This window comes from uncultured Microscilla sp. (assembly GCF_947493425.1).
Lineage (GTDB): Bacteria > Bacteroidota > Bacteroidia > Cytophagales > Microscillaceae > Microscilla.
On record NZ_CANLRP010000064.1, the window covers coordinates 1 to 21697 of the forward strand.

Below are 21697 nucleotides of genomic sequence, written 5' to 3' on the forward strand. Positions count from 1 at the left end.
CTATACTTTGTTAAAAAATAGCCGAATAGCGCTGCTATTAGCCGATTTTTAGCCTCGTCTAGCAACAAAATATTTTATTAAACTATAGAAATTTATTTTTACACCATTCCTAAGAGATAAATATTGAAGGTCGCCAAACAGCAAATCTTGTCAAAACTACCTCCTTTTTAAAAACATAGGTAAAACCCAACCAAATCAACTGCTGTTTCACTTACTTATGAAGATAGATGACCAGCGGTTAACAATTGACCATTGTTTTATATAAAAATACCGCCTCATAGTATGACTATTCAAATATTCCCATATTTACACATCAATCAGGCAAAAATCCTAGTTTTACCTGGTTTGTTTACTTTTTATTTACTCCTATTCTGCCTTTGTTTACTTTTTGTATACCTGTTTTTTCTTACTTTATCGTAAAAAACATCCACTTTAGCAACGTCTAAATGACCACTATGCCCAATTATTATTACACAAAACTTTTACACAACGATGATTAACAAAAAAGCAATGACAGTCTGCCTCTTATTATTGGCAGCACTGGTGGTAACACCTGTAATGGCACAACAGCGCTATAGTCAGCGCCAAACGCAAAAGCTAAAAGGTCTAAGCAATGCCTACACAGCAAAGTACAAAACCCAACGCGCCCGTGCTTATGCCAGGGCACTAAAGGCAAAGCTACCCCTGAAAGTAGTGACCAAAGACAGGGTGATAGAACTGCAGGGGTTTAGCCGCCCCAATGGTGGAACACCTTTGTACTTTACCAATTTTAATCTCAACGCTGCCCGCACCATTTCTACCGACAAAGTACAAGCCCAACTAGGGCTTACAGGTACAGGCATTGTGCTGGGCATTTGGGACGGTGGAAAAGTAAGAACCACTCACCAGGAGTTTGGCAACCGGGTAACCCAACAAGACAATGCTACTACTCTGAGCTCACACGCTACCCACGTGGCGGGTACTATGGGAGCTGCCGGGGTAAGCAGTAATGCCAAAGGAATGGCACCCAACGCTACTATTCATGCCTATGACTGGAACAGCGACCTTGCCGAAATGGCAAATGCTGCCTCAAACGGCTTGCTACTATCTAACCACTCGTATGGTTTTATTACTGGATGGGCATTTAGTGGAAGCGGCTGGCGCTGGTATGGCGATGTAAACATCAGCACTACTGAAGACTACAGGTTTGGTTTTTACAGCGATTACTCCAAAGACATGGATCAAATTGCCTTTGATGCACCTTTTTACCTGATTTGTAAGGCAGCGGGTAACGACCGCAACGACAACCACTCAGGCAGCCACCAATACTACAATGGCACTAGTTGGGTAAACTCTACTGCTTTTCGCAAAAGAGATGGAGACTATGATTGTATAGGTGCAGGTGGGGTAGCCAAGAATATATTGACTATAGGTGCAGTAAACGACATCAGTTCGGGTTATTCGCAGCCTTCTGACGTGGTGCAAACCAGTTTTAGCTCTTGGGGACCTACCGACGATGGACGGATCAAACCAGACCTTGTGGCAAATGGTGCCAGTCTTTTCTCGCCAGATAGTGGCAGCGATACCGATTATGGTAATAAAAGTGGTACATCGATGTCTTCGCCTAGTGTAACTGGGTCTTTGGGGCTACTACAACAACACTATAAAAATAAGAATGGAGGGAGTTTTATGCGTGCCGCTACCCTTAAGGCATTGGTGATTCACACTGCCGATGAAGCAGGCAATGCCAATGGTCCTGATTATTCAAATGGTTGGGGTTTGATGAATACCAAAGCAGCAGCTGATGTAATTACCAACCGCAATGTATCGACTAAAATAGAAGAAGAAACTTTGAATAACAATGGTACTTATTCTATCCAGGTAAATGCTACTGGCAACGAACCTTTGGTGGCTACTATAGTATGGACTGATGCTCCAGGTACACCTACTGCCCCCGCGCTTGACCCTACCACCCGTATGTTGGTCAATGACTTGGATTTACGTATTTCGGGCAATGGTAACGCTTACCAACCTTGGATACTCAACCCAGCCAACCCAAGTGCAGCAGCTACTAAAGGAGACAACGACCGCGACAATGTAGAGAAGGTGTTTATTGCCAACCCTGGCGCGGGCACTTACACTATTACAGTCAACCACAAAGGTGCTTTAAGCGGTGGCAACCAGGCTTTTTCTATCATTGTAACGGGTATTACTACTGGTAGCTCGGCTTGTGCAGTTGCAGGAGGCCTTACTACTTCTAACCTTGCTACTACTTCGGCTACACTTAACTGGAACGCAGTAAACGGTGCAAACACTTATGATGTACGCTATAGAGCTCAGGGCAGCACCAACTGGGCAACAGTCAATGGAGTAAACGGAACGTCTACCAATGTATCTGGTTTGGTTGAAGGGACTACTTATGAGTTTCAGGTAAGAACCAACTGTAGCAATGGCTCAAGTGCTTATTCTTCGTCGGCAAGCTTTACCACTGGCACTCCGGCAAGCTGTATTACAGCGTTTCCTTACAATGAAAGCTTCGAAACAGGATTAGGTGCCTGGACACAATCATCAGCAGATGACATCAACTGGACTCGTCAATCAGGCGGAACGGCATCAAACAGTACTGGACCTTCGGCTGCCAACAATGGCACATTTTATATGTATGTAGAAGCTTCTGGCTCTAATTATCCGGCAAAAACGGCCACTTTGGTCAGCCCTTGTTTTGACTTATCGGCCGTAAACAGCCCTACGCTTAAGTTTGACTATCACATGTATGGGTCGCAAGTAAACAACCTTAAAGCTGAAGTAAGCACCAATGGAAGCAGTTGGGTCGAGATTTTTAACAAGTCGGGCAATCAGGGCAATAGCTGGGCTACTCAAACCGTTGATTTGAATGCTTACAAAGGCAGCAATGTATCAGTGAGGTTTACAGTAACTACAGGTACAGGCTCTAGTGGCTGGCAAAGCGATATTGCTATAGACCATGTACGGGTAGAAGCCAGTGCCCCTCCTTTGGTTTATTGTGCCTCTCAAGGCAACAATTCTACCGAAGAATACATTGGAAGAGTACAGTTGGGCAGCATAAATAATCCTTCGAACGGAAGCAATGGCTATACCGATTTTACTTCTATATCTACCTCTTTGGCGCAAGGGTCAAGTAATACCATTACGATTACCCCAGTATGGCCAGGCACTGTATACAACGAAGGCTACAGTGTCTGGATTGACTTTAACCGTGATGGTGACTTTACCGATGCCGGAGAACAAGTGTTTACCCAGGCAGCTACCAGAAACACTCCTGTTTCAGGTACCATCAATATACCTACGTCGGTGACTACTGGCAGCACTCGTATGCGGGTATCTATGAGGTACAATGCTATTCCAACTTCTTGTGGAACATTCAATTATGGTGAAGTAGAAGACTATACCATCAATATTGCTCCAAGTGGTACAGCTACCTTTGCCAGCCAAACAGAGCGCTTCCCAATTCTGTTAGAAGAAGTAAGCGTATCGCCCAACCCTGCTACTGACGTGGTAACAGTAAAGGCTCAAGCCGCCAACAATAGTGAGGTAAGTTTTACTTTGGTAAGTATGAATGGTAGAAGTATGATGCGTAAAGTGGCGCAAGCCAACAATGGAGCAGCTACTCAACAGTTTAAGGTAGGCAACTTACCCAAAGGCATCTACTTAATAAAAGTACAAACCAAAGGGGGACAAAAAATAGAGAAAGTGGTGGTCAGATAAGAAATTACCATTGCGTTTTGTTTAAAAAATAAGGGAACAAGGTTGGAGCACTGCTTCAACCTTGTTTTTTTTTGCCTTAAAATGAAATAGTGCAACCCTATATATATCAATGAACAGGGAGACAACTTACCCTTACCAAAAGTACAAACTAAAGGAGGTAAAAAAGCATAAAAAGGATGTATTATACAAGTAATTATTTTTGCGTTTTGTTTAAATAATAAGTTAACAAGGTTGGATCATTACTCCAACCTTGTTTTTTTGTTTAGAGTAAAATAGTACCAAAAACACATCGTAAGTAATTATGATCATGTAATCATATAATATTAATATATAATACTTATATTATCATAGCGGAAAAAACATACATCGCAATCTATAGTAATTATACCTATAACATATAGGGATATTTCTTATTTTACTTAGTAAATATCACTATTTTACATAAATAAAAAATAATTCAAACGCTTAATAATCAACATATTAACAAAAACACACTGTTTGTAAATTCCGAAACAAAATTTGCGTAATAAAAATAACTGCCATACATTTACAACCATAATATTACACTCAACAAATATATATTACATGATGAAAATTTTATCAAAATCATCTTCCGCCGCTTTAATTACAATACTTGCTTTTACTTTTGCTTGTAAGCAAAATGACGAAAAAAATGTGGCACCTAACAACAAAGTTTCTGAAAAAGTATTACACCAGATCAATGCCTTGGGCTTTACCAATACTGGGGTAATAAAAACCGATGGTGGTTACATTGTAGAAGGCGATATTTTCCTTTCTGAGGCAGATTTGAACAGCACACCCAAGCAACACAATCTAGTCGTAGGAAAAAGCGAGCAGTTCCGTACCAGTAACGTGGTAAGCACGAACGGCAATCGTAACATCACCATTTATGCGCCTACTGGTTACAGAGGCTACAGCGCTGCAATGTTGGCTGGCTTAGACGAAGCTATCAGTCGTTACAATGCTTTGGGCTTAGACCTGACCTTTTCTCGTACTACTTCGTCTTGGTACGCTGACATTAAAATGACTCGTTTGAGCACAACAGACGAACAACGAGGCGTATTAGGTTCGGCTGGTTTTCCAACCAATGGCAACCCCTACAATGAAATTAAAATGAGTGGAGTACTTGAGTCTTCTTACGGATTGAGTACTGATGGAATTGCTACCATCATTGGACACGAAATGGGGCACTGCATTGGCTTCCGTCATACCGACTACTTTGACCGCTCTATTAGTTGTGGTGGCAGTACCGCAAACGAAGGCGCAAGTGATGTAGGAGCTATCAACATTCCTGGTACTTCAAAAGACGCTGACTTGGCTGATAATGGATCTTGGATGTTGGCTTGTACCGATGGTAGCGATCGTCCTTTTACCAGTGGAGACCGTTCTGCTTTGAACTGGATGTACAAGGATAATTTTTAAGCGAAAATATTAAACTATATATAGTATAACAAGGCTCCTGATCGCTCGGTCAGGGGCTTTTTTATTTTTGGTTTGGTCACTCTCCCATCCTCTTTTTTCCCTTTCTCTGGGTTTACCTCTTTGCTTTGCGCTTTTTATTGCAGGTATTTTTACTGATTGTTTTATAACATAAATTATGTTAATAAAAAATATTTTATTTCAATCAACAGAGGGTATCTCCAGAAAAAAGTAGTCTTTACAACTATTTGGTAAATAAATTGTTAGGCTATAAAAGTGTCTGATCAGACTACTATGTTTATAATCTATAATCAGGGAGCAATAATTGTTTTATAAGTAAAAAATTATTAAATACACAAAATCCCTCGAAACAAAACCCTATATATGTATAAATGGATACTTTTAATCCTGCTATTGAACATAAGCTTTCCCGCTGTTAAAGGGCAAAATGGACTTTCTTTGGCGCAAACCGATAGTTTGGAGCAAGAGCTAAGCGAGGCTTTTATTGACACTGTCCGGATTCAAATCTTGAGTCAATTGAGCAATGCATACGTTGTGAATCGTCCCCTTAAAGCCAAACTTTACCTCACCCAAGCCTTTAAGCATGCTTCCAGCATCAATTACCGCCAGGGGCTCATTGATTTATCTAAAACTAAAGGCAAGTTTTTGTATACTCAGAATAAACCCGCTGAGGCAATTACCTGGTATAAAAAAGCCGACAGTTTGCTAAAACTTGACAAGCGAACAAAAGAATCGGCACAATGCCTGATCGAAATGGCAAAAATTTATAGTCGCTACGGTGATCTCGATACTGCCTGGAAGCTCTTGAATAAAAGCCTGAAAACAGCCCGGCAATACCAACAAAAACCAACCTTGATACAAATATACTTTTTGCTTGCCGATGTCACTGCCCAACAAGACAGCCTCTCTCAAACCTTGGCCTACTTTGCAAAAGCCGCACAAGAGTGTACCCAACAAAAAGATTTTCAACAACTGGGGCTTACTCATCAAAAAACGGGCATGTTTTATCTCAACCGTAGGCAGCCCAACCAAGCACTCAAGGCGTTTAAAAAAGCCCTGGCTGTTTATCAAAAACGCCACTACCATTTAGGCATCCTTACCCAGCATTACTATATTGGTTTAAGCCAACAAGTCCAACAAAATAACCTAAAAGCCATCAAACGTTTTGAGCAGGTATTACAACTTGCTGACAGGCTGGGAACTAAGTTATTTGTTGCCGAAAGTTACTATAGGTTAAGTTTGCTGCATTTGGCAGATGATGAGGAAAAAAGCCTTGAATGTGTTAAAAAAGCGTATGAAAAAAGCCTGGAGTACAATAACCACACGATTGCCAGAGATGCTTCAAAAGCTTTGAGCTTGTACTATAACAAGCAAACAGATACTAAAAATGCATTGCTCTACCAGAAGGCATATCAGGTGCTCAACGATAGTTTATTGGCGCAAAGCCACCGCCAGGCGCTTGCCAAAGAACGCTTTCAGACGCAGGTGAAGATACAGCACCGTACCGATATGTTGCGCACTGCCCACAAGACCACCCTAGCCAACGAACAAGCCAAATCACTGTGGCTGTTGGTTTTGGTACTAACGGTAAGTATTGGCGCCAGTGGGTTGTTAGTCTGGCTGTTTAGAAAAAATAAAAAGACAAAAAGGCGCTTCAAAGAATTGGTAAACCAGAAAAAAGAAATTGTAGGAGCACAAAATAATGAAATTTCTCATCAACAAGAGGTAATTTCTGCCAAAGAAGAAGCCCTGAAGGTTGCTAACCAAACCCTGAAACTAAAGGAAGAAAAAATTGCCGAAAGCGAAAAGCAAACAGCTGAACATCAAGAGTATATTTATGACAGCATGGTATATACCAGCGAAATACAAAAGGTGTTGTTGCCCAATATGAAAAAACGCAACCGGGTGCTGACTGATCATTTTGTGTTGTTTAAGCCCCGCGAGATTTTAAGTGGTGATTTTTATTGGGTAAAAAAAGTGAAGCCGTATGTGGTAATTGTAACGGCGGATTGCACCGGACACGGAGTACCAAGTGCAGTGACAGGCATGCTTGCCATTTCGTTTTTGAACAACATTGTACGCGACCACATGGAGCTGAGCGCCGGGGAGATTTTAGACCAACTGCGTGAAAAGGTAAAGCAAACGATTAGACACCATAATGATGAAGCAGGTGAAGAAAGTAACAAGGGACGCATAGAAATGGCTCTAGCCATGTATGACCTTGAAAAAATGGAACTGCAATATGCCGGGGCTTACAATGCTTTGCACATTATACGCCCTACCAAAGCCTTGGAAAATTTCCAATTCAACGCTCAGATAAGGTCTATGCAACAAGGTGAATATACGCTATTGGAGGTAAAGGCTGACAAACAGCCTGTGGGCAGGTTTATCAAAGAGAAACCTTTTGAAACACACCGCCTGAAACTGGAAGAAAATGACAAATTGTATATGTTTACCAATGGTTATGTAGACCAACCCAATTACAAAAACAGGTTGTTTAATAAGTCTCAATTAAAAACTTTGCTGTTGGCAATTCATCAACACCCTATGGTTGAGCAGGAGCAAATATTGGATAGCACTTTTGAGGAGTGGAAAGGTAAAAAACCACAGATTGACGATTTGTTGGTGATGGGGGTCAGTATTAACCAAGCCGCTAAGATAAAGGAGAAAAAGACAGCACAAAAAAAGAAAAAGTTGGAAGACACACCACAAACTACCAACGACCAGTAACAGGCAGTTTGTGGTAAATTTTCTACGACTCTGTTTCTTCTGGTTTCTTTCGTTTTTTAGCCTCTTGTGCCCCACTGTAACTCACCAAAAATATGCCGGTAAAGATCAACAATGAAAACAGTACTTTTTTAAAAGTCAATTCGTCCTGGCTGCTTAGCACTGCTATAATACTGGTGAGCACAGGCTGTAGGTAAATATAAAATGCCACCAAAGTAGAGCTTACAAAGCGTAGTGCCCAGGCATTGAGCAAGTAAGCAAGAAAAGTAACCCCTACTACTATAAAAGCCAAGGTAAGGTACACCCAGCCGGGCATGGTGCTCCATTGCACTTGTTGCACTTCGCTCCAGCCAAAAGGCAATACACCTATACAACCAAATAAAAATACCCACTTGACTACGGTAAACGCCTGATAACGACGCATCAATGGTTTGACTACCACCAAATACACACTATATGAACTGGCATTGAGTAATACCAACAGGTTGCCCCAGGTATTTTCCCCTTTGAAAGAAAAATCGCCGCCACCGATCAACATTACTGCACCAATAGCACCTAATATAATCCCTAATAATTTAAGCCAGGTGACTTTTTCTTTGAGGATAATGACTGAAGCAAGCAATACCAGTATGGGTGACGAAGTAAGTATAATGGATGCATCAATGGGCACAGTCATAGACAGCCCTTTGAAAAAGAGTAGTTGATTGATGACTACCCCAAACAAGGCACAATAAGCAAAACGCAGGTAGTCGCTGGTTTTCTGAACCCTTTCGTTGAAAGTAAACGCCTGAAAAAACCAAAACAACAAAGAAGCCCCACATACCCTTAATAAAATAATAGCAAAAGGTGTAATGTAAGCGTCTTTCATTATTTTGGAAGCCACTACATAGTTGGTTGCATAAATTAAATTTACAGTAAATAAAGCGAGGTGTACCTTGGCAGTTTTATTCATAAAATTTTAGTCAAAAAAGCAAGCAGTCGAGCGGTTGAGCAGAAGGCTTTGCCCACCAGTCCAAAACCCCTGGTGGATTCATTTTACAGGCGGTAAACATACAATTAATTTGGTGAAAAACTGATGCTTTTTATATATTTAGAAATATGTTTGCAGTTAATGGGGAGCATACTTCTAAAACCTGGAAACTTATTTTGAACAGATTTCTATTTGAGGCGAAGCAGTGTAGTCAGTTTAATATTCCCCCTCAAAACAAATAAAATACCTTCCAACATAGTATTTATTTTAATCCTACGGTACCAAAAAAAGCAATAAGGAATGGTGAGAAATTAAATTACCATTCTTGAGGTAGAGGTTTTGTTTTGAGACGAGGCTATTTTTTGCGCTCATAGCAGCGCTACGGGCAATAAAAATAACGAAGCATCAAGGCGAAAAATCACCCCTCAGAGTGTAAATTTATTTTTGAACAATTCCTAAGAGTACAACCCATGATATTTATACAAAATACACCTGCCACCGGTTTTAAAGGAATTACCAAACATTGGCGCATAGATTTAATTGCGGCATTTAGCGTATCGCTGGTGGCACTGCCCCTGTCTATAGGCATTGCCTTATCGTCAGGGGTAAGCCCTATGGCAGGTATAATGGCGGCAATCATTGGGGGCACAGTTACTACACTGCTCAGAAGCAGCCACGTAGCCATCAACGGACCTGCCAACAGCCTTATAGTAGTGGTGGCAACTGGAGTAGGCTTGCTCAATGGTTATCAATACTTGCTGGCCGCCTTTATTGTAGCTGGGGGTATCCAAATAGTCATTGGGCTGCTCAAGTGGGGCAAAATAAGCGACTTATTGCCCGTATCGGTTATTCAGGGTATGCTGGCAGCAATTGGGGTTATGATTTTATCGAAAGAATTACACGTGGCGCTGGGTGGGGTAGCCCCCAAAACAGGCAATACTATACAGGTATTGATGGCAGTACCTGCTACTTTTATGGTCCAAAACCCTTTTATTACCATTATATCCACCGTGAGTCTGATTATATTGGTAGCTTACTCCCGGTTCAAAAATAAAGTTGTTCAATTTGTGCCTGCGCCGGTTTGGGTACTGCTATTTGCTATCCCTCTGGTGTTTTTGTTCAATTTCTTCAAAGAACACACCATCCCATTATTTAACAAAAGCTATCAGGTAGGTCCCCAACATCTGGTAAATATCCCTAAAAATCTAAAAGACGGCTTTGTTCTGGCTGATTTTAGCAAAATAAGTACGGTTACTTTTTGGGTATTGGTACTACAAATCACCTTGCTTGCCACTATAGAAAGCTTGGTGAGTAGCAAAGCCATAGAAAAAATTGATCCTTACAAACGCCCCACCCACGCCAACCAAGACCTGGCAGCTGTAGGCTTTAGTACGGTACTTTCGGGGTTGATAGGAGGCTTGCCCACCATTACTGTAGTGGCGCGCAGTTCGGTCAATGTAAATAATGGAGCACTCACCAAATGGTCTAACTTTTATCACGGCATTATCCTGCTTATTTTTGTTGTGTTTTTTGGCGCTATCATCCGGGAAATACCCAGGGCGGCATTGTCGGCAATTTTGATTTATACAGGGTATAAACTGGCTGCACCAAGGGTTTTTAAAGATGCTTATCGCAAAGGCTGGGAGCAATTGGCAATCATGCTTGCCACGTTGTTGTCTACCCTGTTTTTTGGATTGCTCTGGGGCATTTTTACAGGCATATTATTTACCCTGGGGGTGCACCATGCTTTTTCGCGTAAAAACTACCAACACTTTTTCTCAGAGTTATTTCGCCCCAATATTATCTACACACACGAAGCCGAAAACACTTACCACATCAGCATTGTGGGCATTGCCAACTTTTATAACCTGCTGAGAGTAAAAAAACTACTCGACAACATAGGCAGCAATCGCCATATTATACTTGACTTTGCCAAAGCCTCTGTGGTAGATTTTACGCTACTGGAGTACACCCAGGAGTATGCCCGAAACTATTACCAACAAGGAGGGCAGTTTGACATCGTGGGGTTGAATGTACACCAAACAACCTCTAACCACCCCAACGCTTTGCACGCGTTGCGTCGCCCCAAGCGGAAGTTTTTGAATCCCCGCCAGCTCGCACTTCAGAAGATTGCAACGCAACACTCAAGTTCTTTTCGACCTGAAATTCAATGGGACAACCACGGACTCAAGAAATTTCCTTATTTTAGAAATAAAATACTAGAGTACAAGACCAACACACTGCAAGGGCTACACGATGACTTTAATACCCGTTGGGAAATATTTGATATTACTTTTGTAAAAGGTCTGTTGTCAGATGCGGAGGTATACTATGCCACGGTGCATATTCTCTACCTCCCTTTTAAGATTCCCGTGTTTGTGCTGGAAAAAGAGGTATTGCTTGATAAATTAAAAAAGTTTGCTGGCTATGGTGATATCAACTTTAAAAAACATAAAGAGTTTTCATCCCGTTTTTTGCTCAAAGGAGTTGACAAAGCCTATATCACTTATTTGTTTAATGAAGAGTTGATCCACTTTTTGCAATCGCAGGAAACCTATCACCTGGAAAGCAATGGTACCGCCATTTGCATTTTTAAAAATATACGTTATTCAAGCCCTACCGAAACAGAAAACATGCTTGAGTTTGGTCGCAACTTGTTGAAACATTTGAAAACTTAAAAAAGTATTTTATACACTTAATCAGGTAGTGCAGTATAGGATTTTCAAGATCAAGGCAAACTCCACTAGTGACCACCTACCAACGTAAAGCCCAAGGTGAGTTGGTGCACACGAGGAATCAAGTGCGATTTATCAAAGGTAAAGTGGTACCCATAAAACAAGTAGATATTGCTACGCAGGGTGAGCCCCAGCTCAGGGCGGAGCGTCAGGATACCTTCGCCAAAATTGGTGTAATAAAGGATGCTTGCTCGTCCTCCCAAACTCATAGGCAAAAAGTTTTTGTGGTGTTCAAACGATACACGAGGGGCTATGATGAGGCGATTATCGGTCGTATTGTGAATGGTATAAAACAAAGGAGACTCCAGCCCTACACCTACGCCCGAAAAATCGTTTTCAAATTTGACTACGCTAAAACCGACATTGCCTTCTTCAGAAGTGACAAACACTGTACCCACCCCCACTCCCTGAGAGGTGGCTTCTATCCTGCCTACCAGTTGTGCCACTGCAACAGGTTGCCACAACAAACCAACCATTACTACCAATATTTTTATCATAGGTTCAAAAGTTTACTTCAGGAAACGTATTCAAACCATTGTTGGCTACTCTAGCGCCTGGTTTTCTTCTATACATTTATTGGGTCACGCCACCACACAAAAAAGCCCTGGTGGACAGCAAACCACCAAGGCAATCACATCTTCTTTTTCGTTTTTATCTTATCAGCAACACATTGCCTGACTCTTTAAATTCCACTCCATTTTTGTACTTGCCCCGCAAATACCACACATAGTTTCCTTTGGGCAAGGGTCTTTGTTTGTAGGTGCCATCCCACCCGTTGTTTTGGGTTTCGCCCGTTTTGGCTCCAAACTCATCACTTCCCATCACCTCTTCTTTGCTATTGCTCTCATACACCAGTAAGCCAGTACGACTATACACCTTAAGGCTTAAGGTAGCCACCTGATTGCCAAACACCTGAAAACGGTCATTTTTCTGGTCGTTGTTAGGGGTAAACATAGAAGGTACAAACACTTGAAAACGCAACACCCTCACTACCATTGTTAGGGTAGTGTCGCAACCCTTAGAGTTGGCAAGTTGTACCGTATAGCTTGTGGTTTGGCTGGGAGTAAGCGTGGGGCTACCCGCAGTTAAATCCGAGATATTGGCTACCTCTGCACTGGTGTTGGCAGTCCAGGCAAAAGTAGCCGCATCGGTGGCAGTAGCCGTCAAAATCACCGACTCACCCACCGTAATAGTAGCAGTATCACTGGCCGCGTTTAACACAAGGCTTCCAGTACTTGTAATGTTCAACTTGGCATCAGTCACATACTGTCGCTTATCTTCTATTACAAAAGTATATACGTCAGACATACAACCTCCGGCATCGGTTACCTGCACGGTATAAGTACCCGGAGTCAAATCGCTTATATCGCGGGTAGTGGCACTATAGGCAGCTTCTCCGGTTTTGCTCCACAGATAGGTATAAGGAGCCCCCGCAAACCCACCCGATACGGTCGTAAGCGTTACTGCTCCACCACCAGCGCCATTGGGGGTACAGTTTTGGGCATTGGTAGTATCACCTACCACTGTAAAGTTTGCCGGATTGTTGGCTTTTACTTCAAAAGCAACTGCTATACGGGCGTTGTCTCCTCCCGAATCATCTGCCCCATTGACCCCCGAAAGCGTGACCGGGCTCGCATAATAAGTATATAATCCCGCTGTATTTTGAGGTACTTTCAACACATCTGAGTCGGTTCCATTGTTGGTAGACTGGTATTGGGCTGCTCCTCCGTTTGCTGTGGTATACCAGGCATAAGTACCTGCGTTTACATCATTTGCCTGTAGCTGCACTTGTCCTCCTTCACATATCACAGGGTAGAGTGCTTTTGCTGTCACATTGTAAGGAAATATATAAATGGTAGCTGTATCTGAATAGTTGATACAACCTGTAGCTGTCACCGTTTCTTTGACATATAATTCTCGGGTAGCCGCTGTATTGCTCCACTTAATGGTTACTTGGTTGGCGTTTTGATTTTGAATAGCACCTCCCGTCACTTGCCACTCATACGTAATACCCGCTCCGGCATTGTTGGTAGTAGTAGCATAAGTACGAATAGTATTTACATATACCGAATCTACCTTATCGGTCAATAATGGCTTGATAGGAGCCCTCTTTACCTTTACCGCCTGGGTAAACACATCGCTGGTACAGCCCGTATTTTTTACTTGGGCAAACACCTCAAATGTTTCGGTAAATATATCGGTGGGCAAAGAATTACTCCAGCGAATGCGCACCTGAGTAGCCTCTGCATTGGTAAAAACAATCTTGCCCGCTACATCACCGTTTACAATACGCCATACATAAGTATAGGCAGGATTGGGTGTACTAATGGTGTATACCGCCTCGTTGTTGGTGCCTATCGCATAGGCACATACTTCTGTGATGTCACCCGTAACCACCGGAACATCAGGTTTGGCACTCAAGGTGATATTTTTATCGGTTTGTGCTTTGCAAGTACCCACTTGCTCTTCCAGAGTTACTTTACCCAAGCCTCCTGTTGTCCACCTTACTTTTACAAAGTTATCTGAGGCACCACCTCCAGCAGTAATGGTTCCTTCACTACTCACTGTCCAGGTATATTGCAGTCCGGTACTTGCCGCAGTATAAGTTACTTCAGTATTTACACAAGTCAGGCTGCTGCCCTCAAAACTAGCAGTAGGCGCAGCTTCCACGCTCGCCAGCACAGGTATACGTTTGGTTTCGCAAGTGCCATTATGTACACTCACATAATACGTAGTGCTTTGGTCAATGTGGGGAGTGGTAAAAGTAGCGCTGGTGCTCAATACAGTAGCATTGGTCAAATCGGTATACCATCTGTATTGACCTTCGGTGCCTCCGCTTGCCGACAAAGTCACCTTTCCTGGTCCACAAGCGGCGCCAGGAACAGGTACAGGGTCTGCCACTCCGCCACCTACACTTACACTTACTTTGGTAAGTGTGCTTTCGGCGTTGCCACAACTTGGATCTACAATGCTCACATAATAATCGGTCGTTCCGGTAGTATGTGGGTCTGTAGTATACATATTGTCTTGATGATCGCTACTTGTCTTTTTCAACACTGTTTTTGCTGCATCAGCATACCACTTGTATACTTGCCCACCCGTGGCTCCGGTAGCCTCTATGTCAAACGTACCAGCGGTACACAAATTGGGGGGAATAGCACGTACTATAGGCGCCCCAGGAGGCGTGCCTGCCCCCTTGATAATTGCTTTTACTTCTACCAAACTGCTGTAACAATCATCGCTTTTAGTATCAGGATCATTTATATCTACTACTGCCACATAAAAACTTCTGCCAGCACCCAAAGGAGGAGTTTTGTAGATATTGTCTTTTTCATCTGTGGAGCTTTTAAGCCAATTGGCAGTAGATGCGTCGGGAGGCGTAGCAGACAAAAACCAACGGTACACTTGTCCGCTCGTAGCACCCGTGGCAGTCAGGGTTACTTCACCAGCATCACACCTCGATCCATCGATTACTTGAGGTGGAGTCAGATTGGTAATTGTGGCAGTTACTGGTACTTTGTCTGTTTCGCAAGAACCATTGTCAAAACTTACATAGTAGGTGGTAGTGGTAGTAAGATTAGGCACCAAAAAACTCCCCGTATTAGTCGCTTTAGGTACTACATCAGTAGCGTTTTCATACCATTTAAACTGAGGCGAGCCATCCGCATCGGGGTGAGTAGCTCCTAGCACTAAATTACTTTTGCCACAGCCTTGCCGTGGAGTTACCTGTGGTGGAGTCCCTCCTGTATTGGTCACATTTACGGTAACAGCTACTCGGTTACTCTCACCTCCACAACTGGTATTATGAATGCTCACATAATAAGTAGTAGAGCCTAAAGGCACCCCTGTCCTGAAGTCAGCTACGGCGTTGTCTTGCAACAACTTACCCCCAGTGGCTTGGTCATACCAACGATAGGTTTGCCCATTTACAGCACCCTCAGCCTTAAAGGTTACTTCGCCAGCACCACAACGGGTTTGGGGGCTTGTCAATGCATTGGTTGGGTCATTGGGGGTACCCGCCAACACGTGGGCTACTACCTCTACCCTTTCGGTTTCACAACTCACACTTTTAATGCTCACATAGTAGCTGGTAGTAGAGTTAATGGAGGGAGTATTAAAAGTGCCATCATTGGCATCGGCAGAGGTTTTTAATAAATTTCCTCCAGCGGGGGCATCGTACCACAAATATTGCATACTGCCTGTAGCATTTTTTGCGGCCAACTGTATGCTTATTCCACCTGTGCCACACCCAGAGCCATCTACACCTTCGGGGGCCACCGTACCACTGTTAATGGTGACATTGTATATAGCCGATACACCCACACAAGTAGGTCCATTTTGCTCAGTTACTTTAAGAGTACCAGTGCCTAAGGTTTCCCATTTTACGGTCACCTGAGGCTGGTCATCGGCTCCTACAATGGTTCCATTGGTTACTTCCCATTTGTAAGTGTTGCCGTTGGCGGTATTGTTGGTCGTTACCTGGTAAATTTGTGACTGACCAAGACACACTGTTTGGGCACCAGTGGGGTCAATTACTGGCTTAGGTTCAGTGCTTACAGTTATTTTGACAGGCACCTTGGCACTTTCGCAAGTAGCCCCTTTGAGTGCCACGTGTACAGTATAGGTTCCTGAGGTAAAACTGGCGGTATAAGAACCATTGGTTTGGGCATTGTCTACATTGCCGTCTTTGTCATACCAAATATAACTACCATCGGTGCCACCTGAGGCAGTAACCGTTACACTGCCATTTCCACAACGGGTTTGGTCTTGACCTGCCACTGGTGCTGCTGGTCCTCCTATTTTAAGAATGGCATAATTGGAGGGGTCTGAGCCACAAGAACCACTGAGTACCAGCGCCCGATAAAAAGTAACTACGCTGAGGTTTGAGTAGTTGATACTAGTAGCATTGGCAGTGCCCGTAATGTCTGTCCAGTTGGTTCCGTCAGTAGACGATTGCCACTTATCTATGGTGCTGCTTCCTGCCAAACCTTCTAATTTGAGCGTTCCGCTGGTGCCCGCACATATTGTTTTGCCTGTCACCACCCTGCCATTTGCATTATCGAGGTAATACTTTCTGACAGCAAAGTTGAGCTTATCGCTGATGTATAAGTTTTGCTCAAGATCGGCAAATACGCCCGAAGGATACCTAAATTTAGCGTCTTTGGCAAGCACATCGCTTTCATCTCCTTCGGCTCCTGTTCCAGCTATGGTGGTTACTTGTCCCTGGCTTATTTTTCTAATCCTCTGGTTATGCGTATCTGCTATGTATACCTCCCCTATGGCATTTACTGTAATGCCCGCCGGGGAATGAAACTGTGCACTAGCTGCGTTACCATCTTGATGCCCTGCAATGCCATTTGCCACGTCTCCAGCATAGGTGGTTGTATGGCCATTGGTCGTATTTATTTGTCGAATAATATTATTTAGCTTGTCTGTCACATACAGTTGAGTACCTGTAATATCTAAGGCCACAGAGGTAGGGAAGAAAAACCGGGCGGCATCGGCTGCTCCATCGGCACGTCCAGGGGCAAACACTCCATCGGCTACCGGTCCGGCAAAAGTGGTCACCATTCCGTTGGCTATTTTTTTAATCCGATGGTTATTTTTGTCTGCTATGTATATATTACCAGCCGCGTCTACTGCCACCCCAGATGGCTCGTTAAACTTGGCCACAGCCAACGCTCCGGTTACATTGCCTGATACAGCGGTGGGGTAGCTGCTATTTCCAGCAATGGTGCTCACTGTTGGGCTCCCGCCCGATGGGTTAGTAATCATCCGTATAGCGTGGTTGTTTTTATCTGCCACGTATAAGTTGCCCGCCATGTCTATGGCAAGCCCCGATGGGTAATTGAATTGAGCCAAGGAACCGTTGTCGTCTTTGAAACCCGCCACACCACTTCCGGCTACAGCAGATACTCCCCCGGTTGCCAGGTCTATTTTTTTTATGGAATGGTTTCTCTGGTCGGCTACGTACAAGTATTTACCATCGAGCGAAGTTACCACCCCTGCCGAGCCATCGTTTTCAGGTTGAATGGTTGTATCAAACTTAAACCCTGATGCCAAAGTACTTATTTTTGCTGTAGGAGCACTTCCTCCACCACCGCCTCCGGTGCCCACCTTTACCACTACTTGCGCCTCTACCACACAACCTTGTTGGTTTACTTCATATTTAATCGTATAATCGCCTGGTGGCGTACTCCCACCTAGAGTAATCACCCCAGTGTTAGGATCAACAGACAACCCTACCCCTTGCTTGTCTACAGAGTAAACTCCTGCGCTTACATCTTCTCCATCGGCACCCACCAACTGAGGGCTAATTGGTCCGCTTCCTCCGCAAATACTGTTGCTGCCATAGTTCAATGTAGCAGAAGGGCAAGGGGCGGCATACCATAACTCTTCTCCCAGGTCATTGTCTACTGCCACAAAAAAGATTCCCTCTCTGCCTGGTTTTACTTCTACTGCTACAATGCTGTCGGGCAGAGAAAGCCTTGAGTTCAGCTTGGGTAACACTATTTTTTCTGTACCACTAGTAGTACCATCACTTTTCCAAAGCTCTTTGGTAGTACTAATACCTGCCCAAAAATATAAAGTACTTTTGTTTGCCCCATTTACTTGAGTGTTTACCACGGTCAAGTTATAAGGCGAAGAAGAAAACGTATTGGAAGCAATGTCTTTTACCAGTTCGGTGCCGGCACTGGTTCCATCGCTTTTCCACAGCTCGAAGCCTATTGATAAACCTTTACTGTTTTTGCCGGTGGCAGAAAAAAAACACGTTCCCCCCATATTGGTCATATACTTAGGATTCCCCACAGAAGCTATTTCTTCAAAGTTTGTCCCATCACAAGACCATAGCTTATAGTCTGATCCAGCCTGGGTAGTTTTGGTAGCACTAAAAAACAAGTGTCCACCTGCCACTACCAAACGTTGTGACTCGTTGAAGAAGGTAATTCCAGCAGGAAAGGGAATTTTAGTGGGGGGTGTATTAGAACCATCACTGCTCCAGAGATGGGTACCAGTATTGTCTTCTGCTATAAAATAAACCAGCCCCCCTTTTTCTACAAAATACCGGGGGTTAGAGCTACCTCCAGGGTGAAGGTCAAACATAACAGTAGTGGCTTCATCACCTTTGCTGATGCCTAGTTCGCGGTTGGCATCGTTTGTTCCATCATAATTAGGGTCATTGTCAGCACTAAAAAACAAAGTACCATTGATGGCTGTAAGGTGCTTTGGGTTAGATGGCAATGTGATACCACCACCGCCTGGGATAGGGGTTGCATTTAGGTCTTTGACCAAAGTGGTATTTGTCCCATCATTCTTGAACAGCTCCTGTCTGCCTACCGGGTCTTGAGCAGAAAAAAACAATTCGTTACCCATTTTTACCAGGTATTGCCCGTTGTCTCCCCCCTTAGGGTTGGCACGCGCAACAAATTCTACCTGGCTATCATTCAAGTTGTCTTTGATATTGACTCGATATAATACTGAAGATCCATTGCCTTGATTATCGGTAGCAAAGAAATAGGCGTAAGTAACTCCCTGTACTGTCAGCGGCACAAAATAGTTGGCTCCGCTGGCATTGCCTCCAGGAGATATGTCAAAACTTCGGGCAGTAGTACCATTCGACAGGTACACCTCTTTACCATTTGAGGTAGTAGATCCATTAAAAATCACTTGGTTGCCTACCGCAGTAAGTATTTCGGGGCTGCTGCCAGTAGGTCCCACCAGAGCATCTATCAATTGAGGGGTTTTATGTTGCGCGTTCAGGCAATGGCAAAATAGCAGGCATAGGGTACTCGCCCATAGTAAGCACCAGGTTCTCTTCGACTCTATCATTGTTATGCAGACGTTGTAGTTAGTTTTAAAATTTTATCAGATATACCTTAAATTATCTGATGGGGGTTTATACGGATACGCTTTAACAGGTAACCACTTTCTTTTAATTTATAGCACAGCCAAGAATAAGCACAAAGTAACAAAAGATAACCTGTTGATTATGAGTACAAGGCATAATTACCCCACTGATGTAAGAAAAATGATAAAATGATCCTGATTCTGACCAGGAAATACACCACGCCCATTTTATTTAGTCAGCCAAAGAGTGCATACATTTGTAGTAAGTTTATGACTAATCACTGGCAGATTTGAAAAAACTTTCTCAATTTTACGGCTGATAGAAATTCAATAATGAATAATGGGTATGCAGTAGTAAAACCCCACCAATGCATGCCTGCTAAATGAAAAGATTGACAAAGATGAAGAAGAATTTTATTGAAGAATTGCGCTGGCGAGGAATGTTGCACGACGCAATGCCTGGTACTGAAGAACAACTCAATAAAGAAATGACGGTGGGTTATATTGGTTTTGACCCCACTGCAGACTCTATTCATATAGGCAACCTTGCCACCTTGATGATGCTTAAGCACTTACAGATGGCAGGGCACAAACCTGTGGCTTTGGTAGGCGGCGCTACCGGAATGGTGGGTGACCCTTCGGGCAAATCTGCCGAAAGAAATTTGTTGGACGTAAAAACTTTGCGCCATAACGAAGCAGCCATAGGAAAACAACTGGCCAAGTTTTTGGATTTTGACTGTGGCGAAAACTCTGCCGAATTGCTCAACAACTATGATTGGTTTGGGCAAATGAACTTTTTAGAGTTTTTGAGAGATGTAGGCAAGCATTTGACCATTAACTACATGACGGCTAAAGATTCGGTAAAAAAACGCCTCGAAAGTGGTTTGTCTTTTACTGAGTTTAGCTACCAATTGCTACAGGGTTACGATTTTTTCTGGCTCAATAAAAACAAAAACTGTAAAATACAAATGGGTGGCTCCGATCAGTGGGGCAACATTACTACTGGTACCGAGCTTATCCGCCGTATGGGTGGAGGCGATGCTTTTGCGGTTACTTGTCCATTGATTACCAAAGCCGATGGCAGCAAATTTGGTAAGTCGGTAGGAGGCAATGTATGGCTTGACCCCAAACGTACCTCTCCTTATAAATTTTACCAGTTTTGGCTTAATGTAGACGACAGCGAAACAGCTAAACTTTTGCGGGTGTTTACTTTGCTCGATCAGGAAACTATAGAAAAACACGAGGCAGACTATGCCAATGACCCAAGAATGCTCAAGCGTATTCTTGCTGAAGAGGTGACCCGTATGGTACACTCACAGGAAGAACTAGACCGGGCTCAAAAAGCCTCTGGTTTGTTGTTTGGAAAATCTACTTTGGAAGATTTTGAAACGACCGACGAAGCTACCTTGCTGGATGTGTTTAAGGGGATTCCTAAAAAGAACTACACCAAAACCGAGTTTGATGCTTTTGGTAGTACTGTAGACCTTATTGCCAGTGCCATGACCGAAGACGAGGCTAAGCCAGTGTCTAAAAGTGAGGTACGTCGTTTGATCAAAAACAACGGAATAAAGATTAACCAAAAAGCTGTCACTAAAGACCAAGGCGAGAGCAAGCCTGAGTTTGGCTTGTTGAAAGACAAGTTTTTATTGATCAAAAAAGGTAGAAAATACTTTTTAGTAACGGTAGGCGTAGTACAACGCGCCGCCGAAGTAGAAGTATAGGTTTTTTACTTGATTATAAATATAATTGAACCGTACAGTGACGAACTGTACGGTTTTTTTGTGGCACCAATCAAAAGTACCACCTACAAAATCATAATCTTCTACCTAATTTTTTGAAACCGTACACTTTTTATAGCAGATAAGTCTTGATTTTTTTGATAGTTTTACAGCATAAAAATAGCTGCTAATCTGCTGAGTTGTAGAATAAAACCTGGTTTCGTTTCCCTCAGGCATCCGTTCATTTTTTTCTTTAGCTAAAAAAACGAACCAAAAAAAGCCACCGCTGTAGTTTGCCTGGCTAAAATTTGTTTCATTACGCCGAAACAGCTCAAACTCGCCTGCGGCTCAGACAGTGATCTGTTTTTACGGCTTCATTTCTCAAATTTCTTAACGCCCACAAACTAAGGCGGAAAGTAAAGACGCTGTTTTTCAAGCACTTTTGAGACTGATAAAATTAAACTCTGCACAAGTATTAGTAGTGAAAAATTAGTGTACGGTTTTGAACCTAATTT

Annotated in this window: 8 protein-coding genes; 5 read left to right on the forward strand and 3 right to left on the reverse strand. The window is 43.1% G+C overall.

What is annotated here, in order from left to right; genetic code table 11:
• Positions 1–510 precede the first annotated feature (510 nt).
• The 3 genes from Q0954_RS16850 (at position 511) to Q0954_RS16860 (ending at position 7914) form a co-directional block, all read left to right on the forward strand.
• On the forward strand, positions 511–3723 hold the full coding sequence (locus Q0954_RS16850) for a S8 family serine peptidase (protein WP_299458665.1): 3213 nt from the start codon (positions 511–513) through the stop codon (positions 3721–3723).
• Positions 3724–4308: 585 nt separating this feature from the next.
• Positions 4309–5166 carry a M57 family metalloprotease gene (locus tag Q0954_RS16855; protein WP_299458666.1) on the forward strand — a complete coding sequence of 286 codons (858 nt, stop codon included), beginning with the start codon at positions 4309–4311 and terminating at the stop codon, positions 5164–5166.
• A 381-nt stretch (positions 5167–5547) separates the two neighbouring features.
• Complete coding sequence (locus Q0954_RS16860) at positions 5548–7914, forward strand: SpoIIE family protein phosphatase (RefSeq protein ID WP_299458667.1); 2367 nt, start codon at positions 5548–5550, stop codon at positions 7912–7914.
• Positions 7915–7936: 22 nt separating this feature from the next.
• On the opposite strand, the gene Q0954_RS16865 is transcribed toward Q0954_RS16860, so the two are convergent.
• The gene (locus Q0954_RS16865; RefSeq protein ID WP_299458668.1) at positions 7937–8863 is read right to left on the reverse strand and encodes a DMT family transporter; all 927 of its coding nucleotides are present in this window, start codon (positions 8861–8863) and stop codon (positions 7937–7939) included.
• Between the two features lie 488 nt (positions 8864–9351).
• Between Q0954_RS16865 and Q0954_RS16870 the strand changes: the two genes are divergently transcribed.
• Positions 9352–11559: a SulP family inorganic anion transporter gene (locus tag Q0954_RS16870; RefSeq protein ID WP_299458669.1), complete on the forward strand. Its 2208-nt coding sequence runs from the start codon at positions 9352–9354 to the stop codon at positions 11557–11559.
• Positions 11560–11624: 65 nt separating this feature from the next.
• Here the strand turns inward: Q0954_RS16870 and Q0954_RS16875 are convergent, their stop codons facing one another.
• Positions 11625–12113, reverse strand: a complete 489-nt coding sequence (locus Q0954_RS16875) for a hypothetical protein (RefSeq protein ID WP_299458670.1) — start codon at positions 12111–12113, stop codon at positions 11625–11627.
• A gap of 154 nt (positions 12114–12267) precedes the next feature.
• Positions 12268–19446, reverse strand: coding sequence for a gliding motility-associated C-terminal domain-containing protein (locus Q0954_RS16880; RefSeq protein WP_299458671.1), 7179 nt, complete (start codon positions 19444–19446; stop codon positions 12268–12270).
• A gap of 419 nt (positions 19447–19865) precedes the next feature.
• On the opposite strand from Q0954_RS16880, the gene tyrS reads away from it, so the two are divergent.
• Positions 19866–21185 carry a tyrosine--tRNA ligase gene (gene tyrS / locus Q0954_RS16885; RefSeq protein WP_299458672.1) on the forward strand — a complete coding sequence of 440 codons (1320 nt, stop codon included), beginning with the start codon at positions 19866–19868 and terminating at the stop codon, positions 21183–21185.
• Positions 21186–21697: the final 512 nt, after the last annotated feature.